Source organism: Streptomyces sp. SD15 (genome assembly GCF_054462255.1).
This window is the reverse complement of record NZ_JBTLMO010000072.1, coordinates 16783-32862: the sequence shown is the minus strand read 5'-3', so window position 1 is coordinate 32862 and position 16080 is coordinate 16783. Positions and strand designations below refer to the sequence as shown.

Here is a 16080-nt window from a genome sequence, read left to right as displayed (position 1 = left end):
CGGCCCGAGCCCCCGGCAGCGTCGATCACCTCTCGCGCTCCTTCGGGGGCGCACCTCGCGCATCAGTGCCGGAACCCGTCCCCCAACGGGCGACTCCCGCACCCGCCATCGCCACTCGATCCTGGCGCGGCATCGATGCGCCCCGTGCGGGCACCCTTCTGCTGCCCGCCGCGTCGCACGCATTCCACGACAGGCGGTACACATGTACGCGCTGATCGTTCCGGCTTCGACCCCCTTCGTCCTGCTCGCCACCGTGATGGGCCTGTCCTGGTGGGAGGACCGCATCCTGCCGGCGCCACCGGCCGAGCCGGTCAACGCTCCCGCCGAGGCTCCGTTTGCCCCAGCGGCCCCTGCCCAGCTCGCAGAACTCCCCCATGTCGACACTGCGTTGACAAGGGAAGTCGCCCGGCGTTGACTGACACCACGGTGTAGGGCCATGCCACTCCGGATCACTCGGGCGACGCATTCCGCCTTCCCGCTTCGCCCGGACCCCGCGGAAGTCAGGAAATTCCCGCGATCCGGAGGCCCGGCAATGATCCTGTGGATGCTTCTCCTTCTGCTGATCCTGGTGGTGTTCGGGTTCGGCTTCACCATGCAGGCCCTTTGGTGGGTCGCCGCCGTACTCCTGGCCGTCTGGCTCGCCGGCTTCGCGATGCGCGGGCGCGGCGGGGGCAGGCGCCGGTACCGCCGCAGATAGTCCGCTCCGAGGCTCGATCCCGCCCGCAAACCAGTAGGAGGCCGGCCATGAGCGTCGGACAGACGATCAAGCACAAGACGCAGGCACTGAAGGGCCTGGTCACCGAACGCATCGGCCGGACCACCCGCAACAGGCGACTACAGCGGCGCGGCAGGACCGACCAGGTCTCCGGAAACCTGAAGCAGTCCGGCGACAACGTCAAGGACGGCTTCAAGCTGTGACAGAAAGCGCCCCGGGCCGTTCCCACACCGTGTGGCACCACCCGGCAGGCCTCAACGCTCAATCAGCCGACAGGAATTGACGGCAATGCAGCAGACCAACGTGCGAACCGAGAGTCAGAGAAGGCGGCCATGTTCACCGTCGTGATCATCGCTGTGATCGTCATCGGTCTGGCCGCCCTCCTCCATCTCGGACGTGGACAAATGCAAGGCGGTGGCGGGCACGGGCTGAAGCGGCGCTTCGGCCCCGAGTACGACCGTGCCGTCGCCGACCACGACGGCGACACCAAGGCTGCCGAGCAGCAACTCGGTGAGCGTGTGAAGGCGCACGGCTCCCTCACGGAGCTGTCGTTGTCGCCCGAGGTCCGCGAGCACTACGTGACGCAATGGGCCACCATCCAGGAGCTGTTCGTCGAATCACCGCAGAAGGCCGTCATCGAGGCGGATGCGCTGCTGGCGCGCCTGGCAGGGGACCGCGGCTTCCCCGACGGCGAGCAGTTCGACGACCAGTTCGACGACCAGATCGCCGCCCTCTCCGTCCACCACTCCCACCAAGTCCAGGGCTACCGCGGCATGCACGCGGCGGCCCGCGACCAGAGCGGCACCGAGGAAATGCGGGAGGCCATGGTCGAAGCCCGCGGCCTCTTCGAGGCGCTGGTCGGCGAACGGCCGGACGACCCGGATCGGCGCGACGCTTCGTGCCGCGAGGACCAGGGGCACGCGCCGTGGCCACTGACCCGACGCCACGCGAAGGGAAGCAGCACGTGATGTCGCACAACGCCGAACACGCACGGCAACCCCAGCCCGTGGCCGCGGATCCCGCGATGCAGCGCGCCCCGCAGACACCCCGCGCCGAACCCGCTCACGCACCGCGCGAGCCCGGCACCAGCGCCGACAGCCCCGATCGCGAACTCGGCCCGGAACTGGTCCGACAGGGCGACCGGGACAAGTTCACCCTGCGCCTCCAGCAGGCCCTCGCCACCTTCGTCGACAGCCCACGCCAGGCGGTGGAAGAGGCCGACACCGTCCTCGACGAGGTCGCCACCCGGTTCACCGACACCCTCACAGAACGACGGCGCGTCCTGCGCACAGGCTGGCAGGACCCGGACACCGATGCGCAGACCGAGGAACTACGGCTCGCGCTCCGGCAGTACCGGGAGATCATCGAACGGCTGCTGCACATGGCAGTGCCTGCCAGTCAGTGACACCGTCCTCCCCGCAGGAAGCACAGCCGCCGCAGAAGACCGGTGCGCACATCACACCGGTCGGACCGCGGCGGCTGTGTCGGCAAAGCGGCACATGGCAGCCTCATCGGCCGCGACTGCGGACAGCACTCGCAAACTGACGGCAACCGCAGCAGGGATCGGGGAACTCCTGCTTCCGCTTGCGGGTTTCGTACGGTGTGAGCCGGCCGGCGAGGCCGAACGGTCAGGCGATCCCGGTGCCGCGCAGCAGCAGCAACGCCACGTCCACCACTGCCACGGCGACCGCTGCCGCGAACGCCAACCGCTCCCAGCGGCGTCCCAGCACCGTCCCCGCCGTCGCGATCAGTGCGGTCACCACGAGCACTGCCCATCCCCACCTGCCGGGTGGTCCGGCAGGCCCCAGCACCAGAGCCGCGGACGCGGCCACCAGCGGCACCGGCAGCAGCAGCCGCGCGCCGTCCGGGCCCAGCCGGTGCGGCCATCCCCGTACGCCCGTCGCCAGATCCCCACGGATATCCGGCAGCACGTCACCCAGATGGGCTCCGACCCCCACCAACGCCCCCGCGGTGACAACCCACCAGACCGGCCACGGCTGCCCCGGCAGCCCCAACGCGACGAACGCCGGAAGGCTGGCGAAACCCACCGCGTAAGGCGCCCAGGACCACGCTGTCGCCTTGAGCCGCAGGTCGTACGCCCACGCGGCCGCCACCCCGGCCAGGTGAACGGCGCCCGCCCACAGCCCACAGGCGAACGACAGCGGCACGCACAGCGCCAGTGCGGCATACGCGGCCACCCACACCTCCGTCACGCCGACCGTGCCGTCGACGACGGGTTTGCCACGGCGGCCCGCGGCGATGTCCCGGCGCGCGTCGAACGCGTCGTTGCACCAGCCGACGGACAACTGCCCGGTCAGAACGGCGGCGCCGGTCAGCACACAACGCGCGGCGCTCTGGCCGGCGGTCACGGCCAGCGCGGCCATCAAGACGGTGACCGCCACGACAGGCCCGGGGTGGCACGACCCGGCCAGGCCGCCCACCCGGCCGGCCCAACTCGCGGCCGGGCCGCCGGCCGTCGACTGCTCGGGAGTGCCCACCCGGCCGATCGTAGGCGCCCCGGCCCCACCCGGCTGGAGCACCGCGCCCCCAGGACGAACGGCCGGACGGGCGATCAAGGGTGTCGAAGCCCCGGACCGGGGAACACGTGCAGAGCAGGTCAGCCCATTGCAGGAACCAGACGGGAACCGTATGACCCGGATCGCAGCTGTTCACGGTGCCCTCGCACCGCACCGTCGCACCCAGCACGAGATCACGGACATGGTGGCCCGCGCCTGCCTGCCCGAGGACACCGACCGCCGGGTCCTGGACCGGTTGCACCGCAGCGCGAAGGTCAGCTCGCGCCACATGACGCTGCCCCTCGAACGGTACGAGGAACTGGACGGATTCGGCGCCTCCAACGACGTCTTCATCGCCGCCGCCACAGACCTGGGCGCCAAGGCCGTCCGGGGCGCTCTGCACGCCGCCGGTCTGTCCGCAGCCGACGTGGACCTGCTGATCTTCACCTCCGTCACCGGTATCGCCACCCCCTCGATCGACGCACGGCTGGTCGGCCTCCTCGGACTGCGGCCGAACGTCAAACGGCTGCCCCTGTTCGGACTGGGCTGTGCCGGCGGTGCCACCGGCCTGGCCCGTATGCACGACTACCTGCTGGGCCGACCCGACCACGTGGCGGTGTTGCTGTCGGTCGAACTGTGCTCGCTCACCTTCCAGCGCAACGACGCCTCCATGGCCAACCTGGTCGCCACCGGACTGTTCGGCGACGGCGCCGCCGCGGTCGTCGCGTGCGGCGCGGACCGCCCGGACGAAACCGCCGGCCCGACGATCGTGGACTCCCGCAGCCACCTGTATCCGGACACCGGGCGCGTCATGGGCTGGGACATCAAGAACACCGGCTTCCAGGTCGTCCTCGACCCGAAGGTCCCCGATGTGGTGCGCCGTCACCTCGCCGATGACGTCGAGGGGTTCCTCGGCGACCACGGGATCAAGCCGAAGGACGTGACCGCCTGGGTGTGCCACCCCGGCGGCCCCAAGGTCCTGGAGGCCGTCACCGAAGCCCTCGACCTGCCCGACGACGCACTCGATGTGACCTGGCGTCATCTGGCCGACGTGGGCAACCTGTCCTCGTCATCGGTGCTCCATGTGCTGCGCGACACGCTGGCCGAACGCCGCCCGCCGCCGGGCACGCCGGGTCTACTGCTGGCGATGGGGCCCGGCTTCGCTTGCGAACTCGTCCTGCTGCGCTGGTAGTTCGGACCGTCGAAGGACAGTGGACACATGATCTGGTACGGATTGCTGGTGGCCGCCGTCGCCGGCGAGCGCGTCGCCGAACTCGTCGTCGCCCGCCGTAACGAGCGGTGGAGCACCGCCCACGGCGCGACCGAGACCGGGCAGGGCCACTACCCGGCGATGGTCGCCCTCCACACCGGCCTGCTGGTCGCCTGCCCGGCCGAGGTGTGGCTGGCCGACCGACCCTTCGTACCCGCCCTGGCCTGGCCGATGCTCACCGTGCTGGCGGCCGCTCAGGCACTGCGGTGGTGGTGCATCGGCACCCTGGGACCCCGTTGGAACACCCGGGTGATCGTCGTACCCGGCCTGCCGCTGGTGACGGGCGGCCCCTACCAGTGGCGGTGGCTGCGGCATCCAAACTATGTGGCCGTCGTCGCCGAGGGCGTGGCCCTGCCACTGGTGCACACCGCCTGGATCACCGCGGCCGTGTTCACGGTACTCAACGCCGCCCTGCTCACCGTGCGCATCCGCTGCGAGAACCAGGCACTGGCCGCCGCAACCACCCCGACCACGGCCGCGCAAGCATGATCGACGTACTGGTGGCCGGCGGCGGACCGGCCGGTCTGGCCGCCGCCATCCACGCCGCGCTCGCCGGCCTGGAGACCGTCGTCGTCGAACCCCGGACCGGGCCTGTGGACAAGGCCTGCGGAGAAGGCGTCATGCCCGGCGGTGTCACCGCGCTGCGCGCACTGGGCGTCGAGGTCACCGGCCGCGAACTGCGCGGCATCCGTTACGTGGACGGCGCCGCCCGCGCCGAAGCGTCTTTCCGCGGCCGTAGCGGGCTGGGAATCCGCCGTACAACGCTGCACTCCGCACTGCACCAGCGCGCTCTCGACCTAGGCGTGCGGATACTGCCGGGAAAGGTCAGCGAGGTACACCAGAGCGCGGACAGTGTCACCGCCGCGGGCACCACGGCTCGTTGGCTGATCGCCGCCGACGGCCTGCACTCCCCAGTGCGCCGCGGCCTGGGGCTGGAGTTGCCGGGCATAGCCCACGGCCGCTACGGACTGCGCCGGCACTTCCGTGTCGAGCCGTGGACGGACTTCGTGGAGGTCCACTGGTCCCGGCACGGCGAGGCCTACGTGACACCGGTCGGCGACGACCTGGTGGGCGTCGCGGTCCTCAGTCGCAGCCGCCGCGGGTACGACGAGCACCTGGCCGGCTTCCCGGCCCTCACCGCGGCGCTGCACGGCCCGGCCGCGACGGAGGTACGCGGCGCCGGACCGCTGCTGCAACGGGTGCGGCGCAGAACCGCCGGCCGTGTCCTGCTCGTCGGCGACGCCGCGGGCTACCTCGATGCCCTCACCGGTGAGGGCATCGCCCTCTCGCTGGCGACGGCCGGGGCCGCCGTCCGCTGCCTGGCCGCCGGGCGACCGGACGAGTACGAGCGCGCCTGGGCCCGGCTGACCCGGCGCCACCGGCTGCTGACCGGGGCCCTGCTGGCCGCGAGCCGCCGTCCTGGCACCGCCCGCCTCATCGTCCCCGCAGCGTCCCGGATGCCCCCGGTGTTTTCAGCCGCGGTCCACGCACTGCAGTAGTGGCCTGGCCCGTTTTCACGCCGAAAGTGGACGATGCCAAACGTACGCGCTCTCCGCGCCAACGGAGGTGGGTCACCACATCAGAGGGCCGAGTAACCCCTGCGGTCCGTTTCCTCTTGGCCGTTTCCTTGGCGCCTACCGACCATCGCGAGACACGCTCGTCACAAGGCCGCTGAGAGGCGCCTTGTGCGGAGAAACCCCGATACGTAAAGGCCCGTGGGGTGCGGTGTCAGGCCCGCTCCCCACGGGCTGCTCGGGAGGGTGCCGGCTATGCGGCGGTGATGCGGGTGACGGCCTGTCTCGTCAGTTCTCGGTGGTGAGGCGAGGCGTCAAGGGCGCGGTGCAGGGTCAACCCCTCGATCAACGCGTCCAGTTGGCGGGCGGTGTCCGCGTCGAAGTGCTGTTCCAGCAGGTGGCGGCTGCGCTGCATCCACTGTTGGGTCAGCTCCCGGTATTCCGGGTGGCGAGCGGCGAGGGTGTAGAGCTCCTGGGCGAGGATGAGATCGCGGGGAGGCCCGTCGGAGAGAGCGTGAATGAGGTCGGTGACGGCTTCGCCGGCCTGCTCGGGGCTGTGTGCTCGGCTGAGGTGTTCCTCGAAGACAGCCACGATGTGATGGGCGAAGCGCGTGAAGGCTTGGCGTAGCAAATCGTCGATGCCGGTGAAGTGGTAGGTCATCGACCCGAGGGGCACGTTGGCGCGGGCGGCGATCTTGCGGTGGGAGACGCCCGCGACTCCCTCGTCGACGATCAGATCGAGCGTGGCGGCGAGGATCCGTTCGCGCCGCTGCGGGTCGGTGTGTCCGGTGGCCATGAGGGAGTGCGGCTAGAACTTGCGTACAGGGCGGGCGGGGTTGCCGACGGCGACGACGTTGGCAGGCACATCCTTGGTGACCACTGCCCCGGCGCCGATGACGGCGTTGTCGCCGATGGTCACTCCGGGGCACACGATGGCCCCGCCGCCGAGCCAGACGTTGTCCCCAATGGTGATGGGGCGCGCGGCTTCGAGCTTGTCGCGCCGGGGCTCCGGCTCTACGGGGTGGGTAGGAGTAAGGAGTTGGACGTTCGGGCCGATCTGACAGTCCTCGCCGATGGTGATCCGGGCGACGTCCAGCGCGGTGAGGTTGTAGTTGACGAAGGTGCGGGCCCCGATGGTGATGTTGGTGCCGTAGTCGACGTACAGCGGCGGCCGTACGTCGACGCCCTCGCCCACCGAGGCGAGCAGGTCGGACAGGATCGGCCTGGCCCCGTCGGCGTCCTCGATGTAAGCGACCTGGTAGCGGGCGGCCAGTTTCATGGCGCGCTGCTGTCGCCGGGCGATCTCCGGGTCATCGGCGATGTACAAGTCACCCGCGAGCATGCGCTGCAGGTTCGTACGCGGGTCGTCAGCGAAGTAATCCATCGGCATGCGTACGATCGTACACTCATGAATGTACGAACGTACACTCTTCCCGCTCGGGACATGGGGCGCCCGCACGGCGAGTGGGCGATGCCTCGGGTACGAAGGGCGTCAGCCACGGTCCCTCTTCGCTGACGGGCCAGGCGGCGCCAACGCCCCTCAGCGGATCCGGGCGGGCGGGGACCAGGACGGAACTTCCAGGCTGTGCAGACGGCCGGAGACGACTGCGTCCCGGGACAGGGTCACTCCGAACTCTGCCGCCAGGGTTTCGCACAGCCACCGTGCGGGGCCCGATGAGTCCGAGGCGAGGTCGGTCCAGGGGCCGGTTGCGGAACGCGGCGACCTGCTCGTCCAGGTGCTTGGCCATCGCACTGACCTGGGACTTTCGACAGCTGGGTGACGCCGAGAGACTCGGCGAGCTTCTCGACTCTGCGGGTGGACACGCCGAGCAGGTAAGCGGTGGCGACCACGCTGATGAGGGCCTGCTCGGCCCGGCGGCGTCGTTCGAGGAGCCAGTGCGGAAAGTAACTGCCCTGGCGCAGCTTGGGGATGGCCGGTTCAACGGTGCCCGCGCGGGTGTCCCACTCGCGTGGGCGGTAGCCGTTGCGATGGTTGACGCGTTCGTCGCTGACCTGCCCGTATTCAGCGTTGCAGAGAGCGTCGGCCTCCGCGGACATGAGTGCGTCGGCGAACGTCTTCACCATCGCGCGCAGCAGATCCGGACTCGCCGCGGCGAGGTTGTCTTCCGCGAGGGCATGCAGGGGCACACTGTCAGGTGCGGTCATCGTGCTGATCTCCTTCGAGGCTTCGACACTTCGAAGATCAGCCGGTGGCCGTTCATCTATGCGGGCACCATCCCGATGCCGGAACAAACCCCCGGATCAGGTCGAACCCGTACACCACTTCCCAGGACGCAACCGAAGACACCCGCCGGCGCTGGGTCCTGGTGAACGACATTCGACGCCAGAACAAGACGTGCTGAACCGGGTGCTTGAGTGACCACGCGGCTGTTGTCACAACGCAACATTGTTGCGTCCATCTGCCGGGGTGCAGGTCATCGCCGTCTGTCGCCGGATCTGACATCGCTCGCACTCAACTGACCTGCGCAAACGGGGTCCTTGGCCTCGGCTGAGTGTTGCGGCAGATGCAATTCATCCTGTTTCTTCGCTTCTTCCTGTCAGGGCGTCCTGACCGTAAGGACGTCGTGCTGCGGCACACCGAGGACGACCTTGAGCGCGCCGGTGTCGGAGGCCCTCGAGAAGATGTCGTACGCCTCCTCCATGGCGTCCAGCGGGAAGGTGTGGGTGACCATGGACGACGCGGGCAGGTGGCCGGCGGCCATCATGCGCAGCAGGGTCGGGGTGGAGTGCGTGTCGACCAGACCGGTGGTGATCGTCACGTTCTTGATCCACAGGTCTTCGAGGTGGAGTGTCGCCGGTTTGCCGTGTACGCCGACGTTGGCCACGTGCCCGCCGGGCCGCACCATGCGCGTACACATCTCGAAGCTCTCCGGCACCCCGACCGCTTCGATGACCACGTCGGCTCCGAGGCCCTGCGTGAGATCGGCAGCCAACTCCTCGGCCTCCTCGCCGCCCACTGCCACGGCGTCGGCGCCAAGGTGTTTGGCGGCGTCCAGCCGGGCCGGGGCGAGGTCCACGGCGATGATCTTCTCGGGGGTGTAGAGCCGTGCCGTGGCGATCACGGCGAGCCCGATGGGCCCTGCACCGACCACGACGACGGTGTCTCCTGGCCGTACGCGCCCGTTCAGCACACCCACCTCGTAGGCGGTGGGGAAGATGTCGGCGAGCAGCACGGCGTCCTTGCTCTCCAACGCGCCGGGGAGGACATGCGTGGACAGGTCGGCGTGTGGCACGCGGACGTACTCGGCCTGCGTGCCGTTGATCAGGTGGCCGAGGATCCAGCCCCCGCCGTCGCGGCACTGCCCGTATGTGCCTTCGCGGCAGAACCGGCAACGGCCGCACGCCGTGATGCACGAGACCAGGACACGATCGCCTGGGCGGACCGTGCGGACGTCGCTGCCCACCTCGACGACCTCCCCGACCGCTTCGTGCCCGAGCACGGTGCCTGGGCGTACCTCCGGGACATCGCCCTTGAGGATGTGCAGGTCGGTTCCGCAGATGGTGACCACGTCGACGCGGACGATCGCGTCGGTGGCGTCCTGGATGCCAGGGTCGGCGACGTCCTCCCATGCGGCCTTTCCGGAGCCGTGGAATACGAGTGCCTTCATGACGATCCCTTCCTGGGCCTGACCGATGCCGGTCGTAAGGGACGACGATGAGCAATCGGCCTCCTGCAGGCGCCGCTCCGCTCCGGCCGGAATAATCCGGAATAATGAGTTCCGGCTGTGCTCGGGTACTGCTGAGCGGCCTCTTCGGGCGCGGAGTGACCTTGTATGTCCAGCCTGACCGTGGCGGATGCTGTTCGCATGGGCCGGTCGGCCCCCATTGCTGCCGTCCGGTCGGCCCCTGCCGTCACTCCATCCCGAAATGTCACGTTGCTGTCCTCGATGACGAGGAGGTGCGGTGCGATGCGCAGGACGAAGTGTGCGAGACGGCTGCTGTGGCGGTGGCGGAGCAATCCGTTGCGACGGCACGACGATGTCGTCGAGGCCTGGATCATTCTGGTCGTCTGGACCGTCATCGCGTTGGGGGGCACTCTGGTCGGCGTGATGGCAGCCCATGCCGCCGACGAGTCCTTCGGGCAGCTACGCAACGAGCGGCACTCTGTCCCAGCCGTCCTACTCGAGAACACGGCACGGATTGCGCCGACGGCCGAGGGCGCGATCCACGACCAGGTCAGGGCGATGGTCCGCTGGACGACGTCGGACGGCTCCACCCATACCGGCCGAGCCCTGGTGGACTCCGGGCATCCGGCCGGATCGAAGGTCGTCATCTGGCTGAACAGCGGGGGCCGCCCCACGACGGAGCCGCCGACCGCCTCGGCGGCGGCCATCGAGGCGAGCACGCTCGGCGCAGGGGCCGCAGCCGCCTTCGCCGGCCTCGCGTTCGCCGCCGGCCGCGTCGCGCAATGGCGGCTCGATCAGCGCCGCTATGCCCAATGGGGCCGTGAGTGGGACCAGCTCGGAGCGCAGTGGGGACGCAAGGCCACATGACCGGAACGGTTGGCCCCTGCAATGGTCCAACCGTCCAGGTGGAGTCGACGTTGCGGAGCCGCCCCGTCGTGCTCGCCCCACCGCGGCATCAGCACGCACCGAGCACGGCCGGTCACGGGTCGACCGGCCTCCCAGGCCGGCGCCACTCGGCCCATCCGCGCCCGGAGGCGTCCGACGCCTCGGCGAGGACCATCGCCTCGACCAAACTCCGCCGTTCACCCAGGACCATGTGCTCGGTGCGACACAGTCCGAGGCCCTCGGCCCCGTAGCGGGCGGGCACGAGCCGCGTCCTCGGGGGTGTCGCCGTTGGCGCGCACCCCCAAGCGCCGTATGGAGTCGACGTGTTCGAGGGTACGGGGCACAGCCCCGGTCAGTGCCCCGTCGCGTTCTCCGGTGTCCAGGAAACGGCCCACCGGCGAGACGGTGAGCGGCAGAGAGCCCGAGGTGGACCGTGCCCGCCGTGCCGTCCACGGAGATCACCGTGCCTTCGGCGAGCACGGTCCGGTCGGGTGCGGTGACCGCCCGTGCCTCGACGCCCACCGTCAGTTCCTCGGCACCGCATACACACACCTTGCCCATGCCGCGCGCCACCACGGGACGGGGACTGTTCAGACGTGCGGGACGATGGCAACGGGGCAGGGTGCGTGGTGCAGCACGGCGTGTGCGACCGGGCCGACATGGGTGCCGAGCCGGGCTTCTCGTACCCGGCGTCCCACCACAACAAGGGCCGCGCCGGTCGAGGCGCGTACCAGCTCACTGGCGGCACGCCCTTCGGTGACGGCTTCGGCGACGGCTACCTCGGGGAACTTCTCGCACCAGGGACGCAGCGTCGCGATCACGGCGTGCTCGTGCTCGGCGAGCAGCTCCGGGCCGTTCACCGTGGCGAGCCTGTCCACCGCCGCGAAGGCCGACGGGGCGCTGAAGGTGTGGATCACCCGCAGCGGAGCGCCACGGCGTCGGGCGGCGTCGAAGGCGAACTCGATCAGTTCGTCACAGGGCCGGTCGGCGCCGAGGCCGAGAACGACGTCGCGGTAGGGGGTCTCGGGTATCTCCTCGGGGGAAATCCCGTCCACCGCCGAGAGGTGCTCGTCGGCGGCGCACTCGCCCGCCCGGACCAGCACCACGGGATGCGGTGCCCTGGCGACGATCCGTTGCGACACCGACCCCGTCAGGAACCCCGCGACGCCGCCGAGTCCGCGGGAGCCGAGAACCAGCAGGTCGCACTGCTCGGCCACCGCCAGAAGGGCCGCCACCGGCGAGTCGGCCACGGACTGGTCGATGACCTGCAGCCCGGAGTTCGCGGCGCGCATGCTGTCCGCTGCCCGTGCCAGCATGTCCTCGGCCCACGCACGCTGGGACATGTCCGCGGGCACCGACGGGGCAGACCGCGGCTGCCACTGCCATGCGTGAACCAGGCGCAGCGCCGTGCCTCGGCGCATGGCTTCCCGGGCCGCCCAATGGGCGGCGGCCAGGCTTTCGGGAGAACCGTCGAACCCCGCAGCAACGTGCCGAAGCATGATCCGCACCTCCTGAATACATGCCCATGGATTCCTCTCCCATCGAGCCTGGTACCGGGGAGAGCAGGGTTGCAGGGGCCGGGCAGGCCCTTCCGAGGGTCCTTCGGCCCAAGGCTGTCCCAGCGGCCACGGCACGGGCGGCGTCCCTCCCGCAACGGCGCGGGGACCGGCTCGACCTCAGCTCTGACCGATGCCATGCGGCCCGGCCTCGGGGCCGGGTGGCCCATGGTGAAGGCGGGGTACCGGGGCGAGATTTGAGGCGGCAGGATCACGCTCCCCGGAAGAGGCCATGATCATGAACGCTTCCCCCACTTTCAGCACGCTGCGAGCGTTGCCCGCCGAGCACGGCGAGCGACTGATGCGCATCGCGCGGGAGGTGTCGTTCCCTCAGGGAACCCGCCTGTTCGAGGAGGGACGGCGCGCGGACCGGTTCTGGATCATCCGAACCGGCACGGTGGTCCTCGACATCCATGTGCCCGGCCAGCGCGCGGCCGTCATCGAGACCCTCGGGCACAACGAACTCATCGGCTGGTCCTGGCTGTTCGGACCGCACACGTGGCACCTCGGCGCCGAGGCCACGAGTCCCGTGCGCGCGTACGAGTTCGATGCCCACGTGGTACAGGCCATGTGCCAGGCCGATCCCGCGCTGGGAATGGCAGTGGCCCAGTGGGTGGGAGACATCGTCGCCCGCCGGCTGCGGGCGGCCAGGACCCGGCTGCTGGACCTTTACGCACCTTACGGCAGCGGAAGCGCTCGCTGACCGCTGCGGGATCCGCCAGGAGTCACTGTGCATGAGAGCCCGCACATCGTGAGCGATGTGATGACCCACTGGAGCTGACCTGCCCGGTTCGCCGGCCGCAGCCGTGACCCGCGGCCGCACGGACAACCACGCTCCGGTTGGGCCCGGTCGGCCCTAGTGCATCCGGTCCCGCAGGGTGATGATCGTCGTCACATACAGCTCGTGGTCCGCAGTCCACCAGTGAACAAGGGGTCGTCATGGCCGAGGCGCGTACCTTTTCGGAACAGAACCCCATCCGGGTCTTCCTGCTGGACGACCACGAGGTCGTACGCCGCGGTCTGACGGACCTCCTGGACGCCGAGCCGGACATCTCGGTGGTCGGCGACGCCGACAGCGTCGAGCACGCCCTGGTGCGCGGCCCGGCGCTGCGTCCGCATGTGGCCGTCCTCGACGTCCGCCTGCCGGACGGTGACGGCATCAGTGTCTGCCGGGAGCTGCGCAGCCAGATGCCGGAGCTGTCCTGTCTGATGCTGACGTCTTTCGACGACGAGGAAGCGCTGCTCGACGCGATCATGGCCGGAGCCTCGGGCTATGTGCTCAAACAGATCAAGGGCTCCGACCTGGTCTCGGCGGTACGCACGGTCGCTTCCGGTCAGTCGATGCTGGACCCCACGACAACCGCCCGGCTGATGCGCTCCCTGCGCGCGGACCCCGCCGAGGCACCGGCCCTGGCGCCCGAGCTCGCCAGTCTGTCGCCCCGTGAGAGGGACATCCTCGGGCTGATCGGTGACGGACTCACCAACCGGGAGATCGGCAAGAGGCTCTACCTGTCCGAGAAGACAGTGAAGAACCATATCTCCCGGTTGCTGGCCAAACTGGGCGTCCAGCGCCGCGTCCAGGCTGCGGTACTGGCCAGCCATCTCGAACACTCCGACGTCACCGACCACCCGACGCGATGATGAGTCCTCCCGGCCCCGGACTGCGGCCGTGGCCGCAGTCTTCACCGGTCAGCGTCCGGCCGCGGCTCCGTCCGAGCGCACGGGTACGCGCCACACGAGCCGTGTCCCGCCGCCCTGCGGCCGTTCACCGAGCGTCAGCGTGCCGCCGAGGGTAACGGCACGCTCCTCCAGGTTCTTCAGACCGCTGCGTTCGACGTCACCGGGTACCCCGCAGCCATCGTCCGTCACGGTGAGCGTCAACTCACCGCCGGTGCACTGGAGTCGGACGTCCACGGCTTGTGCTCCGGAGTGCCGGGCGGCGTTGCTCAGCGCCTCGCCCACCACCGCGACGGCATGATCCGCGATCTCGCCGGGAACATCGGTCTCGACGAGTCCCTCGATCCGCAGCGCAGGCGGGAACCCGAACGACGTGGTCGAGGCCTTCACTGCCTCGGAGACCCGTCCGCGCAGGCCCCTCCCCTCCCTCGTTCCCGATCCGTGCGCGCGGAGGCCGAAAATCGTGGAACGAATGATCTTGATGGTGTCGTCGAGGTCGTCGACGGTCCGTGCCAGGCGTTCCATGCCCTCGGGATGCTCCATGAAGGGCTGCGCACTCTGCAGGGTCATGCCGGCCGCGAAGAGCCGCTGGATGGCAAGGTCGTGCAGGTCGCGGGCGATGCGGTCCCGGTCCTGGAGCAGCGTGATCTGCTCCGCGTCCCGGCGCCGTTCGGCCAGCTCCAGCGCCAAGGCCGCCTGATCGGCGAAGCCGAGCAGCGGTCCGGTGTCCACGTCGCCGAACAGCCTGCCACCCGGCACCCGGCCCAGCAGGAGCACACCACGCGCCTTGCCGCTGGTGCCGAGGGGCACCGCGACCACGGGCCCGAGCCCGGCCCACTGGGTTTCGCCCTCAGCCGTGCGGGCATCGTGCCCGATGTCGGCGCTGACCACCGGCTCCGCCGTGCTCAGTGCGGCTCCCAGGAAACCGTCCCGCGCGGACATCACCAGGCCGCCGAGTTCCTCCGCGCCGAGGCCGACCGCCAGCGCCGGCCGCAGTGCCTCCTCTCCCGGTACCCGCTCGGCAATCACCCCCATGTCCGCGGAGACGATCCTCCGGGCCTCGTCGACGATGAGTTCCAGCACTTCCGCGCTGGGCGCGCCGGTCAGGAGCATGCTGGTGACCTCCCCGCTGGCCCGCTGCCAGCGTTCGCGGAGCCTGGTCTCCTCGTACAGCCGCGCATTCTCGATGGCGACTCCGGCGGCCACCGCCAGCGTCGACAGGACGGACTCGTCCTCCGCGTCGAACTCCTTGTCACTGCGCTTCTCGGTGAGGTAGAGGTTTCCGAACACTTCGTCGCGCGCCCGGATCGGCACGCCGAGGAAGGAGTGCATCGGCGGGTGATGGGCCGGAAAGCCGTAGGACGCCGGGTGCTCCGACAGTTCGGGCAGCCGCAGCGGCACGGGACGGCGGATCAGCTCGCCGAGAATGCCGTGGCCGCTCGGTAGATCACCGATCTCCGCCCGCTGTTCGTCACCGATGCCCACCGTCAGGAACTCCGACAGTCGGCTGTCGCCGCCGATCACACCCAACGCTCCGTACTCGGCGTCCACGAGCACGACGGCGGCCTCGACGATGCGCCGCAGCACCTGCGGCAGATCCAGCTCCCGCCCGACCGACAGCACCGCTTCCAGCAGGCTGTGCACCCGGTCCTGCGTGCCGCGCGCCGCATCGATCCGCGCCTGCAGTTCGTCAAGCAGGTCATCCAGCCGCAGCTTGGGCAAGTACTGCTGGGAAACCTCGCGCCCATCCCCGCTCATCGTTTCCTCCGACCGACTCAGCGGACGAGACAGCTCGCACCCGTTCTCCCACTCTCACCGTACTGCCTGAGGCCTCGCCGACGGGGGCAACTCCATGGAGGCGCATCAGGACAAGAAGCGGCCGGGCATGCCCGAACCTGCACCGACCTCTACAGTCCGAGGCATCAGCCACCGCGAGCGGACCAGCACCTCTTCGATCACCTCGCGGCGGATCACGTCGTCCGGCTGCAGGAGCGCCGCTTCCGGTTCGCCGGGCTGACCCGCAGTGGCCGCCGACAGGCCGCGAAGGCGCACACCCGTACCGCCGGACAGCTGATGTCGTGCCCTCGGTCTCGTAGGGGTCGGGTACGTCCGCCTGCCGGGCCATGAGGTCGGTCTCGGAGATCACGTCGAGGACCTTGTCGTCCTCGTCGATCACCGGCGGCCCGCTGATGCGGTATTCGGCGAGCAGCCGTGCCACTTCCTTGAACGGGGTGCCCTACCGGACCGTGACGACCTCCGTCGCCATCACGGATCCGACCTTGTTCTGCCCCATGTCTGTT

18 protein-coding genes and 2 pseudogenes are annotated in these 16080 nt (G+C 69.9%); 11 read left to right on the top strand and 9 right to left on the bottom strand.

Annotation, left to right across the window (positions count from 1 at the left end; translation table 11 throughout):
* The first annotated feature begins 202 nt into the window (after window positions 1-202).
* The 5 genes from ACX28W_RS39725 (at window position 203) to ACX28W_RS39705 (ending at window position 2120) form a co-directional block, all read left to right on the top strand.
* Entirely contained in the window at window positions 203-415 is a 213-nt protein-coding gene (locus ACX28W_RS39725; protein ID WP_459004998.1) for a hypothetical protein, read from the top strand.
* A 129-nt stretch (window positions 416-544) separates the two neighbouring features.
* Entirely contained in the window at window positions 545-697 is a 153-nt protein-coding gene (locus tag ACX28W_RS39720) for a hydrophobic protein (RefSeq protein WP_459004997.1), read from the top strand.
* Window positions 698-744: 47 nt separating this feature from the next.
* Window positions 745-918, top strand: a complete 174-nt coding sequence (locus ACX28W_RS39715; protein ID WP_459004996.1) for a CsbD family protein — start codon at window positions 745-747, stop codon at window positions 916-918.
* Window positions 919-1047: 129 nt separating this feature from the next.
* Window positions 1048-1683, top strand: coding sequence for a hypothetical protein (locus ACX28W_RS39710; protein WP_459004995.1), 636 nt, complete (start codon window positions 1048-1050; stop codon window positions 1681-1683).
* Window positions 1683-2120, top strand: a complete 438-nt coding sequence (locus ACX28W_RS39705) for a hypothetical protein (protein WP_459005000.1) — start codon at window positions 1683-1685, stop codon at window positions 2118-2120. Before ACX28W_RS39710 ends, ACX28W_RS39705 begins: the two co-directional genes overlap by 1 nt.
* 223 nt (window positions 2121-2343) lie before the next feature.
* Here ACX28W_RS39705 and ACX28W_RS39700 read toward each other — a convergent pair whose 3' ends face one another.
* A complete protein-coding gene (locus ACX28W_RS39700; protein WP_459004994.1) occupies window positions 2344-3213 on the bottom strand; it encodes a UbiA family prenyltransferase in 870 nt (289 codons plus the stop codon).
* Between the two features lie 151 nt (window positions 3214-3364).
* On the opposite strand from ACX28W_RS39700, the gene ACX28W_RS39695 reads away from it, so the two are divergent.
* From ACX28W_RS39695 to ACX28W_RS39685, 3 genes are read left to right on the top strand one after another with little or no spacing between them, the layout of a single operon-like run.
* The gene (locus ACX28W_RS39695) at window positions 3365-4423 is read left to right on the top strand and encodes a type III polyketide synthase (protein ID WP_459004993.1); all 1059 of its coding nucleotides are present in this window, start codon (window positions 3365-3367) and stop codon (window positions 4421-4423) included.
* Window positions 4424-4450: 27 nt separating this feature from the next.
* Window positions 4451-4990: an isoprenylcysteine carboxyl methyltransferase family protein gene (locus tag ACX28W_RS39690; RefSeq protein WP_459004992.1), complete on the top strand. Its 540-nt coding sequence runs from the start codon at window positions 4451-4453 to the stop codon at window positions 4988-4990.
* A complete protein-coding gene (locus tag ACX28W_RS39685) occupies window positions 4987-6000 on the top strand; it encodes an NAD(P)/FAD-dependent oxidoreductase (RefSeq protein WP_459004991.1) in 1014 nt (337 codons plus the stop codon). The genes ACX28W_RS39690 and ACX28W_RS39685 overlap by 4 nt, the downstream gene beginning before the upstream one ends.
* 268 nt (window positions 6001-6268) lie before the next feature.
* On the opposite strand, the gene ACX28W_RS39680 is transcribed toward ACX28W_RS39685, so the two are convergent.
* From ACX28W_RS39680 to ACX28W_RS39665, 4 genes and pseudogenes are all read right to left on the bottom strand, one after another.
* A complete protein-coding gene (locus tag ACX28W_RS39680) occupies window positions 6269-6811 on the bottom strand; it encodes a TetR/AcrR family transcriptional regulator (protein ID WP_459004990.1) in 543 nt (180 codons plus the stop codon).
* Window positions 6812-6823: 12 nt separating this feature from the next.
* Window positions 6824-7405, bottom strand: a complete 582-nt coding sequence (locus ACX28W_RS39675) for a sugar O-acetyltransferase (protein ID WP_459004989.1) — start codon at window positions 7403-7405, stop codon at window positions 6824-6826.
* A 304-nt stretch (window positions 7406-7709) separates the two neighbouring features.
* Window positions 7710-8181 (bottom strand): annotated as a pseudogene (locus tag ACX28W_RS39670) (transposase); the annotation flags it as partial.
* A gap of 392 nt (window positions 8182-8573) precedes the next feature.
* Window positions 8574-9644 (bottom strand): zinc-dependent alcohol dehydrogenase family protein, encoded by a 1071-nt coding sequence (locus ACX28W_RS39665; RefSeq protein WP_459004988.1) that lies wholly within the window; start codon window positions 9642-9644, stop codon window positions 8574-8576.
* A 300-nt stretch (window positions 9645-9944) separates the two neighbouring features.
* On the opposite strand from ACX28W_RS39665, the gene ACX28W_RS39660 reads away from it, so the two are divergent.
* A complete protein-coding gene (locus tag ACX28W_RS39660; RefSeq protein WP_459004987.1) occupies window positions 9945-10529 on the top strand; it encodes an Rv1733c family protein in 585 nt (194 codons plus the stop codon).
* 166 nt (window positions 10530-10695) lie between these two features.
* Here ACX28W_RS39660 and ACX28W_RS39655 read toward each other — a convergent pair.
* Both ACX28W_RS39655 and ACX28W_RS39650 read right to left on the bottom strand, forming a co-directional pair.
* A pseudogene (locus ACX28W_RS39655) lies at window positions 10696-11123 on the bottom strand (putative PEP-binding protein); the annotation flags it as partial.
* 14 nt (window positions 11124-11137) lie between these two features.
* Entirely contained in the window at window positions 11138-12046 is a 909-nt protein-coding gene (locus tag ACX28W_RS39650; RefSeq protein ID WP_459004986.1) for a universal stress protein, read from the bottom strand.
* Between the two features lie 295 nt (window positions 12047-12341).
* Between ACX28W_RS39650 and ACX28W_RS39645 the strand changes: the two genes are divergently transcribed.
* Together ACX28W_RS39645 and ACX28W_RS39640 are read left to right on the top strand one after the other, a co-directional pair.
* A complete protein-coding gene (locus tag ACX28W_RS39645; RefSeq protein WP_459004985.1) occupies window positions 12342-12806 on the top strand; it encodes a cyclic nucleotide-binding domain-containing protein in 465 nt (154 codons plus the stop codon).
* A 236-nt stretch (window positions 12807-13042) separates the two neighbouring features.
* On the top strand, window positions 13043-13744 hold the full coding sequence (locus ACX28W_RS39640) for a response regulator (RefSeq protein ID WP_459004984.1): 702 nt from the start codon (window positions 13043-13045) through the stop codon (window positions 13742-13744).
* Window positions 13745-13792: 48 nt separating this feature from the next.
* Here ACX28W_RS39640 and ACX28W_RS39635 read toward each other — a convergent pair whose 3' ends face one another.
* A complete protein-coding gene (locus ACX28W_RS39635) occupies window positions 13793-15538 on the bottom strand; it encodes a sensor histidine kinase (RefSeq protein ID WP_459004983.1) in 1746 nt (581 codons plus the stop codon).
* Window positions 15480-15998 (bottom strand): hypothetical protein, encoded by a 519-nt coding sequence (locus ACX28W_RS39630; RefSeq protein ID WP_459004982.1) that lies wholly within the window; start codon window positions 15996-15998, stop codon window positions 15480-15482. Before ACX28W_RS39630 ends, ACX28W_RS39635 begins: the two co-directional genes overlap by 59 nt.
* Window positions 15999-16080: the final 82 nt, after the last annotated feature.

Coding starts and splice junctions, on each gene's coding strand:
- ACX28W_RS39690 (WP_459004992.1), top strand. CDS start 4,451: ATGATCTGGTACGGATTGCTGGTGGCCGCCGTCGCCGGCGAGCGCGTC.
- ACX28W_RS39665 (WP_459004988.1), bottom strand. CDS start 9,644: ATGAAGGCACTCGTATTCCACGGCTCCGGAAAGGCCGCATGGGAGGAC.
- ACX28W_RS39685 (WP_459004991.1), top strand. CDS start 4,987: ATGATCGACGTACTGGTGGCCGGCGGCGGACCGGCCGGTCTGGCCGCC.
- ACX28W_RS39680 (WP_459004990.1), bottom strand. CDS start 6,811: ATGGCCACCGGACACACCGACCCGCAGCGGCGCGAACGGATCCTCGCC.
- ACX28W_RS39725 (WP_459004998.1), top strand. CDS start 203: ATGTACGCGCTGATCGTTCCGGCTTCGACCCCCTTCGTCCTGCTCGCC.
- ACX28W_RS39720 (WP_459004997.1), top strand. CDS start 545: ATGCTTCTCCTTCTGCTGATCCTGGTGGTGTTCGGGTTCGGCTTCACC.
- ACX28W_RS39650 (WP_459004986.1), bottom strand. CDS start 12,046: ATGCTTCGGCACGTTGCTGCGGGGTTCGACGGTTCTCCCGAAAGCCTG.
- ACX28W_RS39675 (WP_459004989.1), bottom strand. CDS start 7,405: ATGCCGATGGATTACTTCGCTGACGACCCGCGTACGAACCTGCAGCGC.
- ACX28W_RS39705 (WP_459005000.1), top strand. CDS start 1,683: ATGTCGCACAACGCCGAACACGCACGGCAACCCCAGCCCGTGGCCGCG.
- ACX28W_RS39710 (WP_459004995.1), top strand. CDS start 1,048: ATGTTCACCGTCGTGATCATCGCTGTGATCGTCATCGGTCTGGCCGCC.
- ACX28W_RS39660 (WP_459004987.1), top strand. CDS start 9,945: ATGCGCAGGACGAAGTGTGCGAGACGGCTGCTGTGGCGGTGGCGGAGC.
- ACX28W_RS39695 (WP_459004993.1), top strand. CDS start 3,365: ATGACCCGGATCGCAGCTGTTCACGGTGCCCTCGCACCGCACCGTCGC.
- ACX28W_RS39645 (WP_459004985.1), top strand. CDS start 12,342: ATGAACGCTTCCCCCACTTTCAGCACGCTGCGAGCGTTGCCCGCCGAG.
- ACX28W_RS39715 (WP_459004996.1), top strand. CDS start 745: ATGAGCGTCGGACAGACGATCAAGCACAAGACGCAGGCACTGAAGGGC.
- ACX28W_RS39640 (WP_459004984.1), top strand. CDS start 13,043: ATGGCCGAGGCGCGTACCTTTTCGGAACAGAACCCCATCCGGGTCTTC.
- ACX28W_RS39635 (WP_459004983.1), bottom strand. CDS start 15,538: ATGAGCGGGGATGGGCGCGAGGTTTCCCAGCAGTACTTGCCCAAGCTG.